Origin of the sequence: Pilimelia terevasa, assembly GCF_014647915.1 — a bacterium.
GTDB lineage: Bacteria > Actinomycetota > Actinomycetes > Mycobacteriales > Micromonosporaceae > Pilimelia > Pilimelia terevasa.
Genome location: NZ_BMQC01000002.1, coordinates 465,605 through 484,270, shown reverse-complemented (window position 1 = coordinate 484,270; position 18,666 = coordinate 465,605). Strand labels below are relative to the sequence as shown.

Below are 18,666 nucleotides of genomic sequence, written 5' to 3'. Positions count from 1 at the left end.
CGCGGGCGACCCGCACGACGTCGTCACGGAACTCTCGGGGGTAGGGCTTGGGCACGGTGGCATCCTTCCAGCCCGCCTCAACGGCAAGCCAGCTCAGGTGTCACCAGTTGGTGCAGCAGACCCAAACAACAAGCAGGTCGTGAGGATGAGTTTCGTTCACGTGTTCATTGATGGCGTCTCTTACCAGTGGTGAAACTTGCCGCTCAGTCGCCTTCCTATAGAATCTCCAACTTTGGTGGGTCGCAATGATTAGATACTTCAAAACCAATGCCACAAAAACGGCAGCACCTAGCAAAGATGTAGCAAAAACGATCGGCCCACCCAGGCCAATGGCAGAAGCGCCACTGGCAGCCCAGGTTTCGCTTCTTTCTAAGAGGCTTCCGTGTTTGGGCCAATGCAGGATGTTCCAGACTGCAAGGTCATCGCGGAAGTAGATCGCTGCGCCTGCCAGAAGGACGATAGCGCCGAACAGGAGGTTGAAGAATAGCCAAAACTCATCTCGCTCTCTTTTAGTGTCTTCTCTTATCAAAGGCAATTGTTTCATTACCTTAGCGCTGACGACCGGGGCACTTTCATAGTTCACGCTTCCCTCAAACTCTGGCAGTCCTAGTGCCGCCCGGGCATGCCAATGCACCGGCAGATATTCGACCAGCTTTCGAGCCTCCAAAGTGGCATTAAGGAGGGCGTCAATTCCAAATGCAGTCAGCTTAGCTAGAACGACGAGAAGTCTAGCTAGCTTACGTGACCACTCAGAAATGAGTTCCTTGACGTCATCGATCGATCGGTCATTTGCGCCCACGTGAAGCACCATAGTCGACAGTCCGACAGGTACTCAATGGCTGCCAGGCGCGAGACGAATTTCTCGCTTACGTCCTGAGCCCGGACAAGATGATCAGCTCATACTGTTCAAAGTTTCTGTACGACTTCAAGGCGGCCCGGCAAGCGGGCCGCACGCGCCGCCGCCAGGGCGCGCGGCCTCCACTCCGCGGGGCTCCGTTCCGGCCGCGCAGCACGCCCGGCGCCTGGCGCTTCGTCAACACCACAACACCCCGGGCCGCCGAGGTTGGCAGCGCGGGGCGTTGCGTCGCGCGCATGACGGGTGCCCGCCGTGCGGGCCGTACGTGCACCAGCTCGGCGACCAGGTCGCCGTGGTGGATGCGGCCTGCGGCCCTAGCCGGTTGCGGTTAGAGCGCCTCCGGCGGGGGCCTCCTGCTCCGAGATGGCCGAGGCCCGCGCGGCCCTTGCGCTGGGTGCGTGGCCGGGGTGGGGCTGAGTGCCATCCCGCCTGCTGACGTCCCGGGCAAGCCGAGCAGACCGGCCCCGGGGCGACCAGGTCGTACGTCCGCCGGGCGCTCCACCTGGTCACCCCGGGGCCGGCCCGCACCCCCCAAGGGCGGGACGACAGCAGACGGGATGGGAGGGCTCTAGCGAAGAGTGCCATTCGACAGTGCTGCCACCAGCGCCGCGACGGCGGCGATGAAGGGGGCCAGGTCGCGCAGCAACTTGATCGCCTGGCTGTACTGCCGCTGGCGCCGACGGTGGCGATGGCAGTGGCGGAGGGCATGGTCCCTTGCTACCTTCACGGGGATTCTCCTATCGCAGGACGGCGACAACGAGAGTCGAGCGACGGAGCCCGGGTCTAGCCACCCGGGCTCCGTCATTTCTGCCTGACTCGTGAGTATTGGATCCCCTACCGCGATTTTCGGCAATGTCGGTCCGTAAAGATCATCAACACGTTGCGTTTCGCATCGTGGACGATTTGCCCGAATACTTGCCGGAAGAAGCCCTTGACTGACTGCTGGGCCGTGGTTCGCGGCCCAGCGTATGGCATGCGGCCATCTGCTACTCAGTGTGACCGGCGCTCTGCCATCACCTTGAGATATGGATCACAGGAATATCTGCCCTCGATAGGCGCAAATCGACTAAATCGGCGACCCCGCCGGCTACAGAATGCGATGACGCTCGGGTAGGCAGCAGCGCGATCACTGTCAAAGCGGCCGACCCGATTCCTTGACCGGGCACCGGCGAATACCCGATCCACCGGCTGACCGGGGTCATCAAGGGGCAACAGCATCGCTCTGGTTAGAGTTCATGCAGCTCAGCGCATGTATCACGGGTGCCCAGATGCTTCTTCCAAACTGAGCAGGCGCCCGCAGTCTGGGCCGTCTCTGGGCCGTCCGGGCCGTCGTGGGGCCGTCGGAAGGGGACCAACGACGACCACTCTCGACCATCAACAGTCGGGTGTTCGCCCAGGTCACAGCCTTGGTCGTGGCTGTGACCTGGTGGGCGGCGGACGAGTCGGCCTGTACGCCGGATTCTGTCCTCGGCTTGCGCCGAGGGGCGGCCATCCATCTCGGCCTGACGTCGCCGTCAGGCTCCAGCGGCCTACCCGCAGGCTCGGACGGGCCGTCCTCGAACGCCTGCGCGGACCGCTCGCGCGGCCCTTCTTGGCCTTGCTCCGGGTGGGGTTTACCTAGCCGCCCCGGTCACCCGGGGCGCTGGTGGGCTCTTACCCCACCGTTTCACCCTTACCGGCCGAAGCCGGCGGTCTGTTCTCTGTGGCACTGTCCCGCGGGTCGCCCCGGGTTGCCGTTAACAACCACCCTGCCCTGTGGAGTCCGGACGTTCCTCGGTGGCGGGTCTCCCCGCCGACGCGACCGCCCGGCCGACTCGTCCGTCGCTCCGCCATCGTACGCGGCGACAAAGCGCGCCCGATCACGCAGGATCAGGGGGTGGAGTGGGTGGTGCTCGTGGTGGCGGGTGTGGCGGCGGGGGCGGTGAACGCCGTCGCCGGGGGTGGCTCCCTGATCACCTTCCCGATGCTGGTGGCGCTGGGGGTGCCGCCGGTGGCCGCGAACGTCAGCAACTCCGTCGCGGTACTGCCCGGCTATCTTCCGGCGATCGCGGCGTCCCGGGACGAGCTGGCGGGGCAGGCGCGGCTCGTGCGGCTGCTGCCGGCGCTGGTGGTCGGGACGCTGGCCGGGTGCGCGCTGCTGCTGTCGACACCGGCGCGGGCGTTCGCGTGGTCGGCCCCGGTGCTGATGCTGGCGGCGACGGCGGCCATCGCGTTCCAGGACCGGATCCGGCGGCTGTCCTCGGCGGTGCCGCACCCGGCGGCGGCCCAGGTCGCGGTGGGGCTGACGGCGGTGTACGGCGGGTATTTCGGGGCGGCCGTGGGGCTGGTGTTGATCGCGGTGCTCGGGTTGACGGCCGCCGAGCCGCTGCACCGGGTGAACGCCGGCAAGGCGGTCTTCCAGGCCGTGATCGCCGCGGTGGCGGTGGCGGTGTTCGCGGTGTGGGGGCCGGTGAACTGGGCCGTCGTCGCCGCGGTCGCCCCGGCGACGGTGGTGGGCGGCTACCTGGGGGTACGCGCGGCGCGGGTGCTGCCGGCGCGGGTGCTGCGGGTGGCGATCGTGGTGTGCGGTACGGCGGCGGGGCTGGGCCTGCTGGCCGGGCAGCTCGGGCGCTGATCGGGCCGGAACTGGGCACGGAACGGTCTCGCGGCCGGTCAGCGCGCGCCCGTAATTTTCGGGTTGTCCGCAACACCCGGAAATGAGACCGAGGAGTCATCATGAAGACCACCACCGCCCGGCGCGCCACCGCCGCCGTCGCCGCCTCCGCCGCCGCCGTGATCGGCCTCCCGAGCGCCGCGAGCGCCGCCTCGACGGTGGTCCCGGTCGGCCCGGCGTACGGCCTGCAGTGCGTCACGCAGTACGCGTCCAGCTTCGTCCGCGGCGAGGGCTGGATCGTGACCGGCTCCGGGGCGAACTTCCAGCTCCGGTACGCCGGGGTGCAGATCGCCGGCTCGGGCGCGCAGGTGGCCAGCTTCGCCGCGGAGACCCGCCCGGGCTTCCCGAACTGGCGCGGCCCGGGCTACTACTCGTTCTGCGCCCGCAACAACGGCAGCAACGGCAGCGCCTTCATCTCGATCGACACCTGGTGAACCCCGCCCCCCGCGGGTGGTGGAGGGGCCGTCGCGCGACGGCCCCGCCACCGCGTCAGGCCGGCGGTACGTGGGCGGTGTCGTTGACGGTGCGGACGGCCACGCCGCCGTCGGGCCAGGAGTCGACCACCGAGATGCCGGTGGGGTCCAGGTACAGCCGGTGCAGGAGGGCGTCGGTGGCGCCGAGGGCGTCGCGCAGGACGAGCTTGAGCGGGGAGACGTGGCTGACGACGGCGACGGTACCGGTGGGGTGGGCCCGGCGCAGCCGGGCGACGGCCCGCCGGACCCGCACGCCGACCTCGGCGAACGTCTCGCCCTCGGGCGGGGCCACCTCGGTGGAGGTGAGCCACCGGTCGTGCAGGTCGGCCCACCGCTCGCGGACCTGGGCATAGGTCAGGCCGTCCCAGTGGCCGAAGTCGCACTCGACCAGGTCGGGTTCGGTGTGCACCACGGCGCCGCCGGCCGCCGCGGCGAGGGCGTCGGCGGTGGCCGCGCACCGGGACAGCGGCGAGGTCCACACGGCGTCCAGCCGGCCCCCGGCGAGCTGGGCGACGCGCGCCGCGACGGCCTTGGCCTGCGCGCGCCCGTACGCGGTCAGGGTGGCGTCGGTCCGCCCCGCGTACCGCCGCTGCCGCGTCAGCTCGGTCTCCCCGTGCCGCACGAGCACCAGCCGCAGCCGCTCCCCCGCCCCCGCGACCACCGCGGGATCCACCGACCCGCCGCTGTCCGGCGCGGTACCGCTGTCGGACGTGCCCCGCGGATCCCGGTCGCCGGCGGCCGGCGCGTCGCGCGGCCGCGCCCGCGCGGCCGGCGCCGCGGTGCGGGCCGCGCGGGCGGGCTTGCCGGCCGCGGCGTCCATCGCCTCGTTGGCGAGGCGGTCGGCGTCGACGTTGCGGGCGCGGGGGATCCAGGCGAAGGTGACCGCGTCGAAGCGGCGGACCAGCGTCGCCGCCTGGGCGGCCAGCGGGCGCAGGCCGGGGTGCTTGATCTGCCACCGGCCGTTCATCTGCTCGACGACCAGTTTGGAGTCCATCAGGACCTCGACCCGGGCGGCGCCGAGGTCGGCGGCGGCCTGGAGGCCGGCGATCATGCCGGAGTACTCGGCGACGTTGTTGGTGGCGACGCCGATCGACTCGGCGCGCTCCAGCAGGATCTCGCCGGTGGCGGCCTCGCGGACGACCGCGCCGTAGCCCGCCGGGCCGGGGTTGCCGCGGGAGCCGCCGTCGGCCTCGACGACGACGCGCAGGCCACCGGTCACAGGCCGGACTCCGGGGTCCGCACCATGATCCGGCGGCAGTCCTCGCAGCGGATCACCTCGTCGGGCGCCAGCCCCTGGATTCGGGCCTTCTCGCCGCCGGAGAACTCGATCCGGCAGCCGCCGCAGCGCCCGGCGTGGATCGCGGCGGCGGCCAGCCCGCCGGAGGTCTCGCGCACCTTGTCGTACAGCGCCAGCAGGTCGGCGGGCAGCTCGGCGAGGAGCGGCCGGCGGGCCAGCTCCTGGAACTTCTCGTCCTTGGCGATGGCGGCCAGCGCCTCGTCCCGCCGCACCTGGGCGGCCTCGCGCTCGGCCCGGCTGGCGGCGAGCTGGCCGAGTACCTCGTCGAGCGCGGCCTGGGCGGTCTCCCGCTGCTCCATGAGCGCCAGCTCGGCGTCCTCCAGCTCGGACTGCCGGCGCTGCAGCGAGGTGACCTCGTGCTGGAGGGCGGTCAGCTCCCGGGCCGGCAGGCCGCCGGCCACGAGCCGGTCCTCGTCCTTGGCGCGGCGGGCGCGGACCTGGTCGACGTCGCTCTCCAGCCGGGCGATGTCCCGGTCGAGGTCGTCCACGGTGACCTGGGCGCGCACCCGGGCGTCCTCCTGCTTGGACACCTGGAGCGCCAGCGCGTCGAGCGCGGCGTGTTCGGGGAGGTGGCGGCGGCGGTGGGCGAGCTGCGCCAGCGTGGTGTCCACCGCCTGCAGGTCGAGCAGGCGGAGCTGGGCGGCGGGTGCGGCCTTCACGAATTCTCCTTCGCGGCGGTGCTGGCGTGGTGCAGGGTCCAGGGGTCGGTGTCGAGGTCGGACGCGGTCGCGGCCACCGGCAGGCTGTCGCGCAGGAAGGCGGCGACGTCGTCCAGCCAGGGCCGTTCGGTCGCCCAGTGGGCCGCGTCGAGCAGGGCGGGACCACCGGCGGCCAGGTGCGCGCCGGCCGGGTGGTGGCGCAGGTCCGCGGTGAGGAACGCGTCGACGCCGGCCGCGCGGGCGGCCGCCAGGTAGCTGTCGCCGGCCCCGCCGCTGACGGCGACGGTGCGGATCACCCGGTCCGGGTCGCCCCCGGCGCGCACGCCCCAGGAGGTGGCCGGGAGGCGGGCGGCGGCGTGCGCGGTGAAGGCGCGCAGGCTCAGCGGCGCCGGCAGCCGGCCGACGCGGCCGATGCCGCGGCCGTCCCCGGCCGCCGGCCCCTCGGCGGGGGCGAGCGGCCGCAGGTCGCGCAGGCCGAGGCGGGCGGCGAGCGCGTCGGAGACGCCGGGGGCGGCGACGTCGGCGTTGGTGTGGGCGACGTACAACGCCACCCCGCCCCTGATCAGGTCGTGGACGATCCGCCCCTGGTACGTCGTGGGCGCGACGCTGCTCACCCCGCGCAGCAGCAGCGGGTGGTGGGCGACGATCAGGTCGGCGCCGGCCGCGAGCGCCTCGGCGACGGTCTCCGGTACGCAGTCCACGACGCACAGCACCCGGCGCACCGGGGCGGCGGGCTCGCCGAGCACCAGGCCCACCCGGTCCCACTCCTGCGCCCACCGGGGCGGGTAGCGCCGGTCGAGCGCGGCGACCACGTCGGCGACGGCTGGCGGGGCGACGGGGGTGGAGGTCTGCGGCACGGCCGCGAGGCTACCAGCCCGGCCCGGGGCGTTCCGCCCATCAGGGGAGGCGGCGGTCACCAGGCGGGGACGGTGTGCGCTGCCGCCGCTACCCGCAGGCGGTCGACGGCCGTGCAGACGGCGCGCCAGGGGAACGTCGAGGCGTCCGCGGCGCCCGGCTGGCCCAGCGACCCGTCCTCGTACACGACGGTCACGCCCCAGTCGCGCAGGGCGGCCAGGCTCTCGCCGAAGGCGGGGTGGGCGGCCATCGCCCGGTTGGTGTACGGGGCGGCGACGACGGGCCGACCGAGCCCGAGCTGCTCGGTCAGCAGTCCCAGGACCAGCGTGTCGGTGATGCCGGCGCGCCACTTGTTGATGGTGTTGAAGGTCGCCGGTGCGAGCACCAGCGCGTCCGGCGACGGCAGGACGTCGGGCGCGTCGGGGTGCTTGTAGGCCGCCCGCACGGGGTGGCCCGTCCGCGCCGCCAGCGCCGGGCCGTCGACGAAGTCCTTCGCGTTCGGCGTGGTGACGACGCAGACCTGCCAGCCGGTGCGGCCGGCGTGCTCCACCAGGACCCCGACGTCGCGCGCCGGCAGGGCGGCGCAGACGAGGACGTACAGCGTCGGCGTGCCGCGCTCGTCCTCCCCGCCGGCCGGCGGCCCGGCCGTCATCGCGGTAAGCCCACTCTCATACGCCCACTCCCATGTTCTCGGCGAGTTCCGCGATCGGGGCTGAGGGCGCCCCCGGGTGCGGCGCAGGACGTCGGTGAGGACTTCGTGCGCGGCCGGCCGGCAGCGGATCTCCGCAGGGGCCAACCTATCGCCTTCCAGCAGCAGCTCGCTGGCCTTCTCCACGTCGCCCACCTGTGTGTAGGCGCGGGCGACGTCGATGAAGTGGTGGGCGCGGCGCTCGGGCAGCAGCGCGGCGAAGCCCTGCGGGTCGATCGACTCGTGGGTCTGCACGGCCACCCGGCCCTCGCCCATCTCGACGGCCGCGGCCGCCTTGTGCAGTTGGACGTTGGTCGGGCCGAAGCAGGTCCAGTAGTGGTTGTGGTCGCCGCCGAGCTGGGCGGCGGCCTCCTCGGCACCGGCGATGAGGTCGCGGACGGTGGCGCTGCACCCGATCCGGGCGGCGGCCATGGCGCCGTTGAGCAGGAGCATCCCGTACACGCTGAGGCGCTCCGGCGTGGACTCGCCGAGGCTGTCCGCGGCCAGCCGGTTGGCGATGTTGACGTTGACCTCCAGCGCCGGCCGGGCCCGGCCCAGGGCCAGCAGGGAGCTGCCGACGCGGTAGCTGGCGATGCCCGCCAGCAGGTAGTCGCCGGCCCGCTGGGACACGGCGATGGACCGGTCCGCGGCGAGCCAGGACAGCTCGTGCTCGCCCAGCTTGCGCAGCGCCGAGGAGGCGATCTGGTACACCTGGCCCAGCAGGTGCGCGGCCTGCTCGGCCTGCGTCGTCTTCGCGTACGCGGTGTCGGCGGTCTGGGCGTCGCGCAGCAGCCGCGGCAGTGCGCGGGCCAGGACGCCGTACTTGGCGTGCTGGTAGGTCAGCCAGGCGTGGCTGACGGCCTTGCGCACCTCGTCCAGCCGGGGCGGCTCGGGCGCGGCGTAGAAGAAGGCGCTGATCTGGTCGTACCGCTCCAGCGCCGACCGGATCTCCTCGACCTCCATCTGGTCGATGCAGTTGATGCTGTCCGGCCGGCGCTCGGGTTCGCGGCCGAGCAGGAGCTGGGCGTCCACGGTGAGCACGTCGGCGATCTCGTAGATGACCGAGAACTTGTCCAGCCGCCGGACGCCGCGCTCCACCTTGTCGACCCAGCTCTTGGACTTGCCGAGCCGGTCGGCGAAGACCTGCTGCGACATCTTGCGGCGGCCGCGCCAGTAGGCGACGCGCCGCCCGATCGGCATCTCCTCCACGCCGGTGTCCTCCCCCTTGCCGAGCGGACAGCCCGGGTCGCCCATTATCAGACGGACGATCCCACAGGCTGTCAATTGTGGACTCAACCACAATTTCCAGTTATCGCACTGCTTGTACGCCTAGATAGTGGTTGATCCTCGTAGGAACTTATGCAACTTGCACCGCGCGTTCCTGCCAACCGCAACGAGCACCCGCTCCGGCGGTGACGGCCGGCGTCGAGCCTCACGCCGGGCCCTGTGACGAAAGGGGTAGAGCCTCATGCAGCAGTTGCCCGGTACCCACCTCATCGATGTCGTCCGCCTCCGCCGCGCCGCCGCCCGGTACGCCCGCAGCGGCTGGACCGTCACCCCGGGCGCCTGGCGGCGCGGCGCCCGGTTCGCCTGCGACCGGACGGGCTGCCGCACGCACACCTGCCACCCCGCCCACGCCGACTGGGAGACCAGCGCCACCACCGACCCGGCCGCCGTCGAGCGGTGGTGGCGGGGCCGCGCCCGCACGGTGCTCATCGCCACCGGCGGCGTCGTGGACGTCCTGGAGGTGCCCGCGCACCTCGGCCTGTGGGTGACCAGCCTCGCCCGCGTCCACGGGTACGTGCTCGGCCCCAGCCGCCGGCCGCTGCGCGGCCCCCTGGCCACCACGCCGGGCGGCCGGTGGATGTTCTTCCTCGCCGCCGGAGCGCGGCTGCGCCCCGAACTGGACGGCCACCCCGACGTCCTGCTGCACGGCGCCGGCTCGTGGGTGCCCGCCCCGCCGACCCGGCTCCTGGAGGGGCCGGTGCGCTGGTCGGTCACGCCGACCGAGGTCAACTGGCGGCTGCCCGACCCGTACGCCGTGCAGGCCCTCGTCGCCGACGCGCTCAGCGCCCCGCCCGCCCGGCGCGGTGCGCTGCCCCGGCTCGCCCAGGCCATGGCCGCGTAGCGGGCCGGTCCGTCCATAGTCGGCAGACGCTATACGGACCGTTCCCGCCGCGCGACCCACCGCTCACCATTCGCGCGGCGCGACGCCACCGGCGCGTCCGCTTCGCCCCGACACCGCCCCCGGACGCACCGGAGGCCGCTTCCTCCCGCGCGGTTCGCCGTCGTGCACCCGGACCCCTGGCCGGACGCCCGTCGATCCCTCGACCGATCGGCCGAGCACGCGGGTCGATGGCGTCCGGCTAAGTTGTTAGCCGTACTCGGGGACTGGGGAGGACGCACATGACACACACGCGCCGTTGGACGGCGGCGACCGCCGCCGTCGCGCTGGCCGCCGGGCTCGCCGCCTGCGGGGAGGCGGAGAAGACCTCACCCAAGGCCGGGGACGACGTACTCACGAACACGGCCTCCTACGGCTGGGCCACCTCCAAGGACGTCGGGGCGCTGTTCACCACCGGCCTCACCGTCAGCGAGGTGGCCCAGGGGCCGATCATCATCGAGGACGTCGACCCGGTACTGGAGGGTGACGTCCTGGACCTCGACGGCCAGGGCGTACGGGTCCTCAACGAGTCGCAGCAGGGCCAGGGCTTCCAGGAGCTGCCCGAGTGGCCGCCGAAGGCCAAGTCGCGCCAGGAGTGGGACCTGTTCGGCGGGCTCCAGGGCGACGGCAACTACGAGGTGCCCGCCCCGGTCAACGGCAAGCCCGCCGTCCTGCACGTACTCCTCGGGTACAAGGTGCTGAAGAAGGGGCGCGGCGTCCAGCGCGGCGTGTGGGTCACCTACCGCCACAACGGCGCGCAGAAGAAGGCGTTCCTCGGCAGCTACCTCGCGGTCTGCGCCCCAGCCTCGGAGAAGTGCAGCAAGGAAGGCCCCAAGGGCGAGGAGAAGTAGCCGCCCGCGGGCGGCGGGGTCGCCTGCCGCCCGCGGCCTCCGGTCACCCCTGGGCCGGCTGTGCGGCCCCCGGCCCTACTGCGGGCCCGGGGGGCGTTCCGCGTCGGCGGCGGCCGCCCGCAGTTCGTCGATGATGCCCTGGAGCCGGTCGACCTCGGCCTGCCGCTCCCGCTGGCGCTCGGCGTCCGCCAGCGTCCGCAGCTCCGCCTCCGCGCGCTCGCGCACGGCCTCGCGGCGTGCGGGCGCGGACGCCTCCCGCAGGTGCTCCGCGCGGGACCGGTCCTCGGGGGTGGTGCGGCGGGGCTTGGTCATCGCAGCGTCTCCCAGGGTCCCGGCTGGCGGTCGGCGTACGGACGTAGCGCATCGAGTGCGACAGAGCCGCAGTCGGCCGGCCGGCGTGGAGGTTGGCTTTCTTACCAGTCGGGGCGGCCACCCTCGCCGGGGATACGCGGCGCTTGATGCGGGATGAGCCTCCTATGACGGTGTGACGGTGCACACAGCGCCGCTGTGCAGTCGTCAGACGACGTTTCCACATTGGACACCAGGGTACCTCCAGGAGCATCGCAGAACTGACCGAGATTCCCCAATCTGGAGGAAATGTCATGATGAAGCGAAACGCCCTGGCTGCCCTGGTCCTCGCCGCCACCACCGCCCTCGTGCCGGCCCAGGCAGTGTCCGCCGCCCCGGCCGGCGGCGGCGGGCTCGTCAACGTGGTCGTCAAGGACATTCTGAACGGCAACGAGACCACGATCCTCAACAACGTCGCCGTCGGCGTGGCCGCGGCCGTCTGCCAGATCGACCTCGCCGTCCTGACGAGCCAGCTCGACCAGCACGGCAAGGGCGACTGCCCGGCGAAGACCGCGATCGACCAGGTCGCGTACGTCGTGAACGCCTGAGTTCCCCGCCTGACGCCGCGCCGTCTCTGCCCGTCGGCGTGGACGGACGCCCACAGCGCGCAACCGCCCCGCTCCGGCTTCGGCCGGGCGGGGCGGTTCGGTGCTGCCCGGCCGCTCAGAGACAGGATCTGGCCCGCGGGTCAGAGGTGTCGGGTGGGCGCGGCAGGTTTCGAACCTGCGACCCTCCGCTTGTAAGGCGGATGCTCTCCCACTGAGCTACGCACCCGTCGCGCGACCGCGACCCCACGCGGGGATCGCGGTCGAGACACCGCCGAGGGCGGCGTCGGCGGTCAGCTTACCGCGCGGGCCTCCCCCGCCGGCTCCCCGGCCGCCGCGGCGAGCGCCGCCCGCCAGGGCGCCTGGTCGCGGGTGGCGCCGGGGTCGGCGTGCTCGGCGAACCGAACCACGCCCGCGGGGTCGATGACGAACGTACCCCGGTCCGCGAAGCCGGCCACCGGGTTGAACACCCCGTAGGAGCGGGCGACCTCGCCGTGCGGCCAGAAGTCGGCCAGCATCGGGAAGTCGAAGCCCTCCTGGGTGCAGAACACCTTGTGGCTGTACACCGAGTCGACGCTGACCGTCAGCGTGTGCACGGCGTCGCCGTGGTACTCGGGCAGGCGCCGCTGGATCTCGGCCAGCTCGCCCCGGCAGGTGCCCGTGAACGCGAGCGGGTAGAAGACCAGGAGGACGGTCTTGTGCCCCCGGAAGTCGGCCAGCCGGACCAGTTGGTTGTTCTGGTCCTTGAGGGCGAACTCGGGCGCCGGGTCGCCGACCTGCGGGCCGCTACTTCTTGCCACGGCCACGGGCCACCAGGCGGGCGGCGCTCCAGTCCTTGCCGACGTTCAGGGTGGAGGTCTGCTGGAGCCCCGCGGTGGGCGCGGCCTCGCTCATCTCGCTCGGCTCGACGTGGCCGTCGCGGCCCGACTTCGGGGTCACCAACCAGATGATGCCGTCCTCGGCCAGGGGGCTGAGGGCGTCGACGAGTTCGTCGACGAGATCCCCGTCGCCGTCCCGCCACCACATCAGCACCGCGTCGACGACTTCGTCGGTGTCGTCGTCGAGGAGGTCGCCGCACCGGTCGATGATCGCGTCACGCAGTTCGGCGTCGACGTCGTCGTCGTACCCGATCTCCATGACTGCCGTGTCCGGCTCGAACATCCGGTCCACCAAGCCCCGGACGCCGTCGGCGGCCTGGCCAGCGGTCGCGCTCACTGTCGCGTGCCTCCCTCTCTGTGGGCGCCTGCCGCGCCCGGTCGCTCGGCTCCCCGGGTGGGAGCCGTAGCCGGTAGTCCACACAGTTGTCCGCCGTAGCGCAAGTGGCGCACCGGAGGCCCGTCGATTTACCTGCCCAGGAGCGCATCGGCGCCCTCCCGAATCGCATCCTCCCCGACCAGGACGCACTGCGCTGCCGGACCGACCGGAATGAACGAATCCGCCGCCGCGACCCGACGGGCCGCGCCCACGAACCCGGCGTCCAGGAGCGCCGCGATGACCCCCTCGCCGACGCCGCCGGAGCGGCGGGTCTCGTCCACGATGAGGACCCGGCCGGTGGCGGCGGCCTCGCGGGCCAGGTCGGCCACGGGCAGCGGATTCAGCCAGCGCAGGTCCACCACGCGGCTGCCCACGCCGTCGGCGGCCAGGGCGTGCGCGGCCCGCAGGCTGAGCCGGACGCCGTTGCCGAAGGTGAGCACGGTCAGGTCGGCGCCCGAGCCGACCTCGTAGGTGCGGGCGCGGCCGATGGGGACGTGGGCGTCGGCCCAGCGCTGCGGGGGCGGGTAGGGGTCGGTCCAGGCGCCGTCGCCGTCGGCGTGCAGGTCGGTGGCGTGGTACAGGGCGGTCGGCTCGACCAGGACGCAGACGCTGCCGTCGACGGCGGCGCTGGTGGCGCAGGCGCGCAGCATCCCGGCGGCGTCGGCGGCCCGCGCGGGGACGCCGACGACGAGGCCGGGGGCGTCGCGCAGCGCGGCCAGGGCGTGGTCGTCGGCGGGCAGCCCCTGGCCGCGCGGGTCGTAGCCGAGGCCGGGGACCCGCAGGACGAGCGGGTTGCGCAGCGCCCCGGCGGACAGGAAGCCCAGGGTGGCCGCCTGGCCGCGGAGCTGTTCGTCGGCGCGGCGCAGGCTGGCCAGCTCGGGCAGCTCGCACAGGGGCAGGACGCCGCCGAGCCCCGCGCCCAGGCCCAGGCCGACGACGGCGGACTCGTCGGCGGGGGTGTCGAAGACCCGCTGCGGGCCGAACCGGCGACGCAGGCCGGCGGTGACCCGGTGGTCGCCGCCGCGGTTGGCGACGTCCGGCCCGAACAGCACGGCCCGGGGGTGGCTGAGCAGGACGTCGGTGAGCGCGGCGGTGAGCGCGCCGGCCAGGGTCAGCGGCGGGCCGTCCTCGGGCAGCGCGCCCCCGAAGGCCGCGGACCGGGCGGGCGTGGCGGCGGCCGCGGCGGCCTCGGCCACGGCACGGGCCACCCGGGCCGGCCGGCGGGGGGCGATGGGGGCGGTGAGGTCGGCCGGGTCGTCGTGCTTGGCCTCGGCGATGACCTGCTCGGCGCGCTGCCGGACCTGCCAGCCGATCTCGTCGTACCGGGCGGCGACCTGGGCGGTGGTGCGCAGGCCGGCGTCCACGAGCAGGGCGGCGGTACCGAGCAGGGGGTCGTTCTCGGCGTCGGCGGCGAGTTCGGCGGCGGGGCGGTAGCTGCGCTCGGCGTCGCCGACGTCGTGGCCGAGCAGCCGGACGGTGCGCAGGTGCAGGACGGCGGGGCGGCGTTCCCGGCGGACCCAGGCGGCGGCGTCGAGGGCCGTCTCGTACGCGCCGACCAGGTCGCCGCCGTCGGCCCCGAGGTACCGCAGCCCGGGGCGCCCCCGCAGGACCGCCTCGACCCGGCCGGGCCGGCCGCGGACGCCGCCGCTGAGGCCGTTGTCCTCGCAGACCAGCAGCAGGGGGAGCTGGCCGTCGCCGTGGCTGAGCCAGCCGGCGAGCGCCGTGGCGGTGAGCAGGTCGGCGTACTCGACGGCACCGTCGCCGAAACTGGCCACGGCGATGGCGTCGGCCGGCCAGGGGCCGGGCGCGCCCGGGTCGAGCGCGCCCTGGTCGATGGCGTAGGCGACGCCGACGGCGCGCGGCAGGTGGCCGGCGTGCCGGCCGGTGGTGGGGACGGTGTGCAGGGTGGCGTCGCCGTACGAGCGGTGCCGACCGCCGGAGCCCGGGTCGGCGGCGGAGCCGACGGCGGAGCGCAGCAGGGCGGTGGCCGGGTCGGCGACGCCGTGCTGGGCGGCGCGGACGCAGTAGAACGCGGCGGACCGGTGGTGCAGCAGGGCCGGGTCGGTGGGCCGCAGGGCGTACGCGACGGCGGCCGTGCTCTCGTGGCCGGCGCCCGGGATGCCCTGGTATCCGGCGCCGAAGCTGCGCAGCCAGCGGCCGGCGAGGTCGAGGTGCCGGGCGGTGAGCTGGGCGTCGAAGATCTCCAGCGCGGCGGCCCCGGACAGCGCGGCGCCGTCGACGAGCGGGGCGCCGGGGTCGCTGAGCAGGATCGGCTCGGCGAGTTCGGCGACAGCGGCCCGGAACCGCTGGTCCAGATCGTGCGGCGTGGTCACGCCGGCCAGCATGACCGAATTACGGGCCGCCTGCCACCCGGTGACTCCTGGCTGGACGGTGGCCGGCGGGAACCGCGGGAGGGGACACGCCGGCCACCGCGCGGACAGGCAGCGACGTTCGTCAATGCACACCTGGCCGGCGCGGGGATTCCCGCCCGGGGACATTCGTGCGATCGTGGCGTGTTCGCGCAGGTCAGGGGAGTTGCATGGAGTTCCCGGAGCGACTGTCGCGGCGGGTCGTGCTCGCCGGTACCGCCGTCTCGGCGGCGGCCGCCGTGACCGGTGTGTCGGCGGCGGCCGCCGCCGGTGCCGCGTTCGGCGGCGCCCCCGCGCGGCTGCGCCGGGAGCCGTTCACCCTCGGGGTCGCCTCGGGGGACCCCGACGCGCACAGCGTCGTCCTGTGGACCCGGCTCGCCCCCGAGCCGCTGGCCCCGGACGGGCGCGGCGGGATGCCCGACCGGCCGGTCGCCGTCGCCTGGGTCGTCGCGCACGACGCGGCCCTGCGCCGGGTGGTGCGCCGCGGTACCGCACCGGCGGTGCCGGCGTACGGGCACAGCGTGCACGTCGAGGTCGACGGGCTGGCGCCGGGGCGGGAGTACTTCTACCGGTTCACCGCGCTGGGGTACGCCTCGGCGGTGGGCCGGACCCGGACGGCGCCGCCGGCCGGGTCGCTGCCCGGCGCGCTGCGGCTGGCGGTCGCCTCGTGCGCGCAGTACGAGCACGGCTACTTCACCGCCTACGGGGCGCTCGCCGCGCAGCTCCCGGACCTGGTCCTGCACCTCGGCGACTACCTGTACGAGTACGCCCCGGACACCCACCTGCCGCCGTACGGCGGCGTCCGCGGCCACGACGGCCCGGAGACGGCGACCCTGGCCGACTACCGGCGCCGGCACGCCCAGTACCGCACCGACCCGGACCTGCGGGCCGCCCACGCCGCCGCGCCCTGGCTGGTGGTCTTCGACGACCACGAGGTCGCCAACAACTGGGCCGGCGGCGACGCCGACCCGGCGTTCCGCGCGCGGCGGTCGGCGGCGCTGCGGGCGTACTGGGAGCACATGCCCCTGCGCCGCACCTCGCTGCCGGTCGGCCCGCACCTGCAGCTCTACCGGCGGCTGCGCTGGGGCCGGCTGGCCACCCTGCACCTGCTGGACACCCGCCAGTACCGCAGCCCCCAGGCCTGCGGACCGGGCTTCCGCGCCTGCCCCGACGCGGCCGCACCCGCGCGCACCCTGACCGGGGCGGCGCAGGAGCGCTGGCTGCGCGACGGCCTGCACCGGTCGGCGGCCCGCTGGGACCTGGTCGGCCAGCAGGTGTTCTTCGGCCAGCGGGACCGGGACCCGGGCCCGGCGGTGGCGACCCGGGCCGACTCCTGGGACGGTTACCTGGCCTCCCGGGCGGCGGTGCTCGGGGCGTTCGACGCCGTGCGCAACCCGGTCGTCCTCACCGGCGACGCGCACGCCCACTGGGCCGGGCAGCTCGCCCACGACTTCCGCGACCCGGCCGCCCGCCTGGTCGGCGCGGAGCTGGTCTGCACGTCGGTGACCTCCGGCGGCGACGGCGGCGACGCCGCCCCGACCGCGGACCGGCTGTTCGGCGCGAACCCGCACCTGCGGTTCCACAACGACCAGCGCGGCTACCTGCTGGCCACGCTCACCCCGGCCACGCTGACCGCCGACTTCCAGGTGGTCCCGTACGTGAGCCGGCAGGGCGCGCCGGCCTACTCGCGGGCCCGGTACGCGCTCGCCGACCGGGACGCGACGCTGCACCCGACCTACCTGCGCCCGGTCGACCCGCCCGCGCCGGTCGCCCGCCGGGTGCAGCCGGAGAAACACCGAGGTACGTGATACCGATCGACGTCGATCTCTGCCAGGCTCGGCGTCGGGGATGGCGAACGGGAGGCGACAGATGGGACCGATCCCGCGACCGCCGGAGCGCGGCCGCCCGACCGGCGGCGCCCCGGCGACCGCGCCGCTGGCCCGCCGGACGCTGCTGGCCGGCACGGCCGCCGGCCTCGTCGCGGCCGGGGCGCTGGGCGGGGCCGCCAGCGCCCGGGTCGGCGGGCCCGGCGACCGCACCGCGGCGCGCGGGCAGCGGCGGCTGCGCGCGGACCCGTTCACCCTCGGCGTCGCCTCCGGCGAGCCGGCGCCCGGCGGCGTCGTCCTGTGGACCCGGCTGGCGGTGGCGCCGCTGGCCGACGACGGCCTCGGCGGGATGCCTGACCGACCGGTCGAGGTCGCCTGGGTGCTCGCGCACGACGCCGCGCTGAGCCAGGTGGTCCGGCGCGGTACCGCCGCCGCGCTGCCGGCGGAAGCGCACAGCGTCCACGTCGAGGTGGACGGCCTGGCGCCGGGCCGCGAGTACCACTACCGGTTCACCGCCGACGGGTACGCCTCGGCCGTGGGCCGGACCCGCACCGCGCCGGCCGGCGGCGCCCGGGTCGGCCGGCTGCGGCTGGGCCTGGTGTCGTGCGCCATGTACGAGCACGGCCTGTTCACCGCGTACCGGCACCTGGCCGCCGCCGACCCCGATCTCGTGGTGCACCTGGGCGACTACCAGTACGAGCACGCCCCGGGCGGGTACCCGGTGCCGGGCGGGGCGGTGCGGGCGCACGTCGGCGACCAGGCCCGCACCCTGGCCCAGTACCGGCAGCGGTACGCCCAGTACCACGCCGACCCCGACCTCCAGGCCGCCCACGCCGCCGCGCCGTGGCTGGTCGTCTTCGACGACCACGAGGTGGTCGACAACTGGGCCGCCGACGTGCCCGGCAAGCCGGACCCGCACTTCGCCGACCGGCGCGCGGCGGCGATGCGGGCGTACTGGGAGAACATGCCGCTGCGCCGGTCGGCCCGGCCGAGCGGGGTGGCGCTGCCGCTGCACCGGCGACTGCACTGGGGCGACCTGGCCACCCTGCACCTGCTCGACACCCGGCAGTACCGCGACGACCAGGGCTGCGGCGACGGGTACCGGGAGTGCGCCGCCGCGGCCGACCCGGCCCGCACGCTCACCGGCGCCGCGCAGGAGCGCTGGCTGCTGGACGGCTTCCGCGCCTCGTCGGCCCGCTGGGACCTGCTGGCCCAGCAGGTGTTCTTCGGCCGGCGCGACCGGGACCCCGGCCCGAAGCTGGTGACCAGCCAGGACGCCTGGGACGGCTACCTGGGCTCGCGGGACCGGATCACCCGCGGCTGGGTGGCCGCGGGCGTGCGCAACCCGGTGGTGCTGACCGGCGACGTGCACGCCCACTGGGCCGGCGACCTGGTCCTGGACTACGCCGACCCCGCCGCGCCGGCCGTCGGCGCCGAGATCGTCTGCTCCTCGGTGGCCTCCGGCGGCGACGGGCACGACGGCGACCCGGCCGGGCACCCGTTCATGGCGCAGAACCCGCACCTGCGCTTCTACAACAACCAGCGCGGGTTCGTCCTGGCCACGCTCGACCCCCGGGAGCTGGAGGCGGACTTCCAGGTCGTGCCCAAGGTGTCGGGGCCGGGCGCCCCGGCCTACAGCCGCGCCCGGTTCGCCGCCGCCGACCGCGAGCGCGGGCTGCACGCCACCTACCTGCGCCCGCTGGACCCGGCGCTGGCCCGCGCGGCGACGGCCGAGGAGACGGTCGCCGCCGAGACGGCCGGCTGACGCCGCCGCACCGCCGCCCCGACCGGGTCCGCCGCGCGGGCCGCCGCGACCGCGCGCGCCGCC

16 protein-coding genes, 1 tRNA gene, 1 other RNA gene and 1 pseudogene are annotated in these 18,666 nt (G+C 74.4%); 7 read left to right on the top strand and 12 right to left on the bottom strand.

Annotated elements, in window-relative coordinates:
* Positions 1-100: 100 nt before the first annotated feature.
* Together IEY75_RS05155 and rnpB are read right to left on the bottom strand one after the other, a co-directional pair.
* On the bottom strand, positions 101-799 hold the full coding sequence (locus IEY75_RS05155) for a hypothetical protein (protein ID WP_189113003.1): 699 nt from the start codon (positions 797-799) through the stop codon (positions 101-103).
* Positions 800-2,290: 1,491 nt separating this feature from the next.
* An RNA gene (gene rnpB, locus IEY75_RS05150) (RNase P RNA component class A) lies at positions 2,291-2,673 on the bottom strand.
* Positions 2,674-2,732: 59 nt separating this feature from the next.
* Here rnpB and IEY75_RS05145 point away from each other — a divergent pair.
* Together IEY75_RS05145 and IEY75_RS05140 are read left to right on the top strand one after the other, a co-directional pair.
* Positions 2,733-3,470, top strand: coding sequence for a sulfite exporter TauE/SafE family protein (locus IEY75_RS05145; RefSeq protein ID WP_189113002.1), 738 nt, complete (start codon positions 2,733-2,735; stop codon positions 3,468-3,470).
* Between the two features lie 101 nt (positions 3,471-3,571).
* Positions 3,572-3,943 (top strand): hypothetical protein, encoded by a 372-nt coding sequence (locus tag IEY75_RS05140; RefSeq protein WP_189113001.1) that lies wholly within the window; start codon positions 3,572-3,574, stop codon positions 3,941-3,943.
* 55 nt (positions 3,944-3,998) lie between these two features.
* Here the strand turns inward: IEY75_RS05140 and IEY75_RS05135 are convergent, their stop codons facing one another.
* The 5 genes and pseudogenes from IEY75_RS05135 to IEY75_RS05115 all read right to left on the bottom strand — a co-directional run bounded on the left by IEY75_RS05135 (position 3,999) and on the right by IEY75_RS05115 (position 8,690).
* Positions 3,999-5,201 carry a bifunctional RNase H/acid phosphatase gene (locus IEY75_RS05135; protein ID WP_229789356.1) on the bottom strand — a complete coding sequence of 401 codons (1,203 nt, stop codon included), beginning with the start codon at positions 5,199-5,201 and terminating at the stop codon, positions 3,999-4,001.
* Entirely contained in the window at positions 5,198-5,938 is a 741-nt protein-coding gene (locus IEY75_RS05130) for a zinc ribbon domain-containing protein (RefSeq protein ID WP_189113000.1), read from the bottom strand. The genes IEY75_RS05135 and IEY75_RS05130 overlap by 4 nt, the downstream gene beginning before the upstream one ends.
* Positions 5,935-6,750 carry a Nif3-like dinuclear metal center hexameric protein gene (locus tag IEY75_RS05125; protein WP_189113048.1) on the bottom strand — a complete coding sequence of 272 codons (816 nt, stop codon included), beginning with the start codon at positions 6,748-6,750 and terminating at the stop codon, positions 5,935-5,937. Before IEY75_RS05125 ends, IEY75_RS05130 begins: the two co-directional genes overlap by 4 nt.
* Positions 6,751-6,851: 101 nt before the next feature.
* Positions 6,852-7,445: a flavoprotein gene (locus IEY75_RS05120; RefSeq protein WP_189112999.1), complete on the bottom strand. Its 594-nt coding sequence runs from the start codon at positions 7,443-7,445 to the stop codon at positions 6,852-6,854.
* Positions 7,446-7,461: 16 nt separating this feature from the next.
* Positions 7,462-8,690, bottom strand: a pseudogene (locus IEY75_RS05115) (helix-turn-helix domain-containing protein).
* A gap of 259 nt (positions 8,691-8,949) precedes the next feature.
* On the opposite strand from IEY75_RS05115, the gene IEY75_RS05110 reads away from it, so the two are divergent.
* Positions 8,950-9,609, top strand: coding sequence for a bifunctional DNA primase/polymerase (locus IEY75_RS05110; RefSeq protein WP_189112998.1), 660 nt, complete (start codon positions 8,950-8,952; stop codon positions 9,607-9,609).
* A gap of 278 nt (positions 9,610-9,887) precedes the next feature.
* The gene (locus tag IEY75_RS05105) at positions 9,888-10,496 is read left to right on the top strand and encodes a hypothetical protein (RefSeq protein ID WP_189112997.1); all 609 of its coding nucleotides are present in this window, start codon (positions 9,888-9,890) and stop codon (positions 10,494-10,496) included.
* A gap of 75 nt (positions 10,497-10,571) precedes the next feature.
* Here the strand turns inward: IEY75_RS05105 and IEY75_RS05100 are convergent, their stop codons facing one another.
* Entirely contained in the window at positions 10,572-10,808 is a 237-nt protein-coding gene (locus tag IEY75_RS05100) for a hypothetical protein (protein ID WP_189112996.1), read from the bottom strand.
* 290 nt (positions 10,809-11,098) lie between these two features.
* Here IEY75_RS05100 and IEY75_RS05095 point away from each other — a divergent pair, with 290 nt between their 5' ends.
* Complete coding sequence (locus IEY75_RS05095; RefSeq protein ID WP_189112995.1) at positions 11,099-11,392, top strand: hypothetical protein; 294 nt, start codon at positions 11,099-11,101, stop codon at positions 11,390-11,392.
* Between the two features lie 154 nt (positions 11,393-11,546).
* On the opposite strand, the gene IEY75_RS05090 is transcribed toward IEY75_RS05095, so the two are convergent.
* The 4 genes from IEY75_RS05090 to IEY75_RS05075 all read right to left on the bottom strand — a co-directional run bounded on the left by IEY75_RS05090 (position 11,547) and on the right by IEY75_RS05075 (position 14,988).
* Positions 11,547-11,618: transfer RNA gene (locus IEY75_RS05090), tRNA-Val, on the bottom strand.
* A 64-nt stretch (positions 11,619-11,682) separates the two neighbouring features.
* Positions 11,683-12,189 carry a peroxiredoxin gene (locus IEY75_RS05085; RefSeq protein WP_189112994.1) on the bottom strand — a complete coding sequence of 169 codons (507 nt, stop codon included), beginning with the start codon at positions 12,187-12,189 and terminating at the stop codon, positions 11,683-11,685.
* Positions 12,176-12,604, bottom strand: a complete 429-nt coding sequence (locus IEY75_RS05080) for a DUF3052 domain-containing protein (protein ID WP_189112993.1) — start codon at positions 12,602-12,604, stop codon at positions 12,176-12,178. Before IEY75_RS05080 ends, IEY75_RS05085 begins: the two co-directional genes overlap by 14 nt.
* Positions 12,605-12,732: 128 nt before the next feature.
* Positions 12,733-14,988 (bottom strand): transketolase C-terminal domain-containing protein, encoded by a 2,256-nt coding sequence (locus tag IEY75_RS05075; RefSeq protein ID WP_189112992.1) that lies wholly within the window; start codon positions 14,986-14,988, stop codon positions 12,733-12,735.
* 194 nt (positions 14,989-15,182) lie between these two features.
* Here IEY75_RS05075 and IEY75_RS05070 point away from each other — a divergent pair, with 194 nt between their 5' ends.
* Both IEY75_RS05070 and IEY75_RS05065 read left to right on the top strand, forming a co-directional pair.
* Positions 15,183-16,820: an alkaline phosphatase D family protein gene (locus IEY75_RS05070; protein WP_189112991.1), complete on the top strand. Its 1,638-nt coding sequence runs from the start codon at positions 15,183-15,185 to the stop codon at positions 16,818-16,820.
* A gap of 61 nt (positions 16,821-16,881) precedes the next feature.
* Complete coding sequence (locus tag IEY75_RS05065; RefSeq protein WP_189112990.1) at positions 16,882-18,603, top strand: alkaline phosphatase D family protein; 1,722 nt, start codon at positions 16,882-16,884, stop codon at positions 18,601-18,603.
* Positions 18,604-18,666 lie beyond the last annotated feature (63 nt).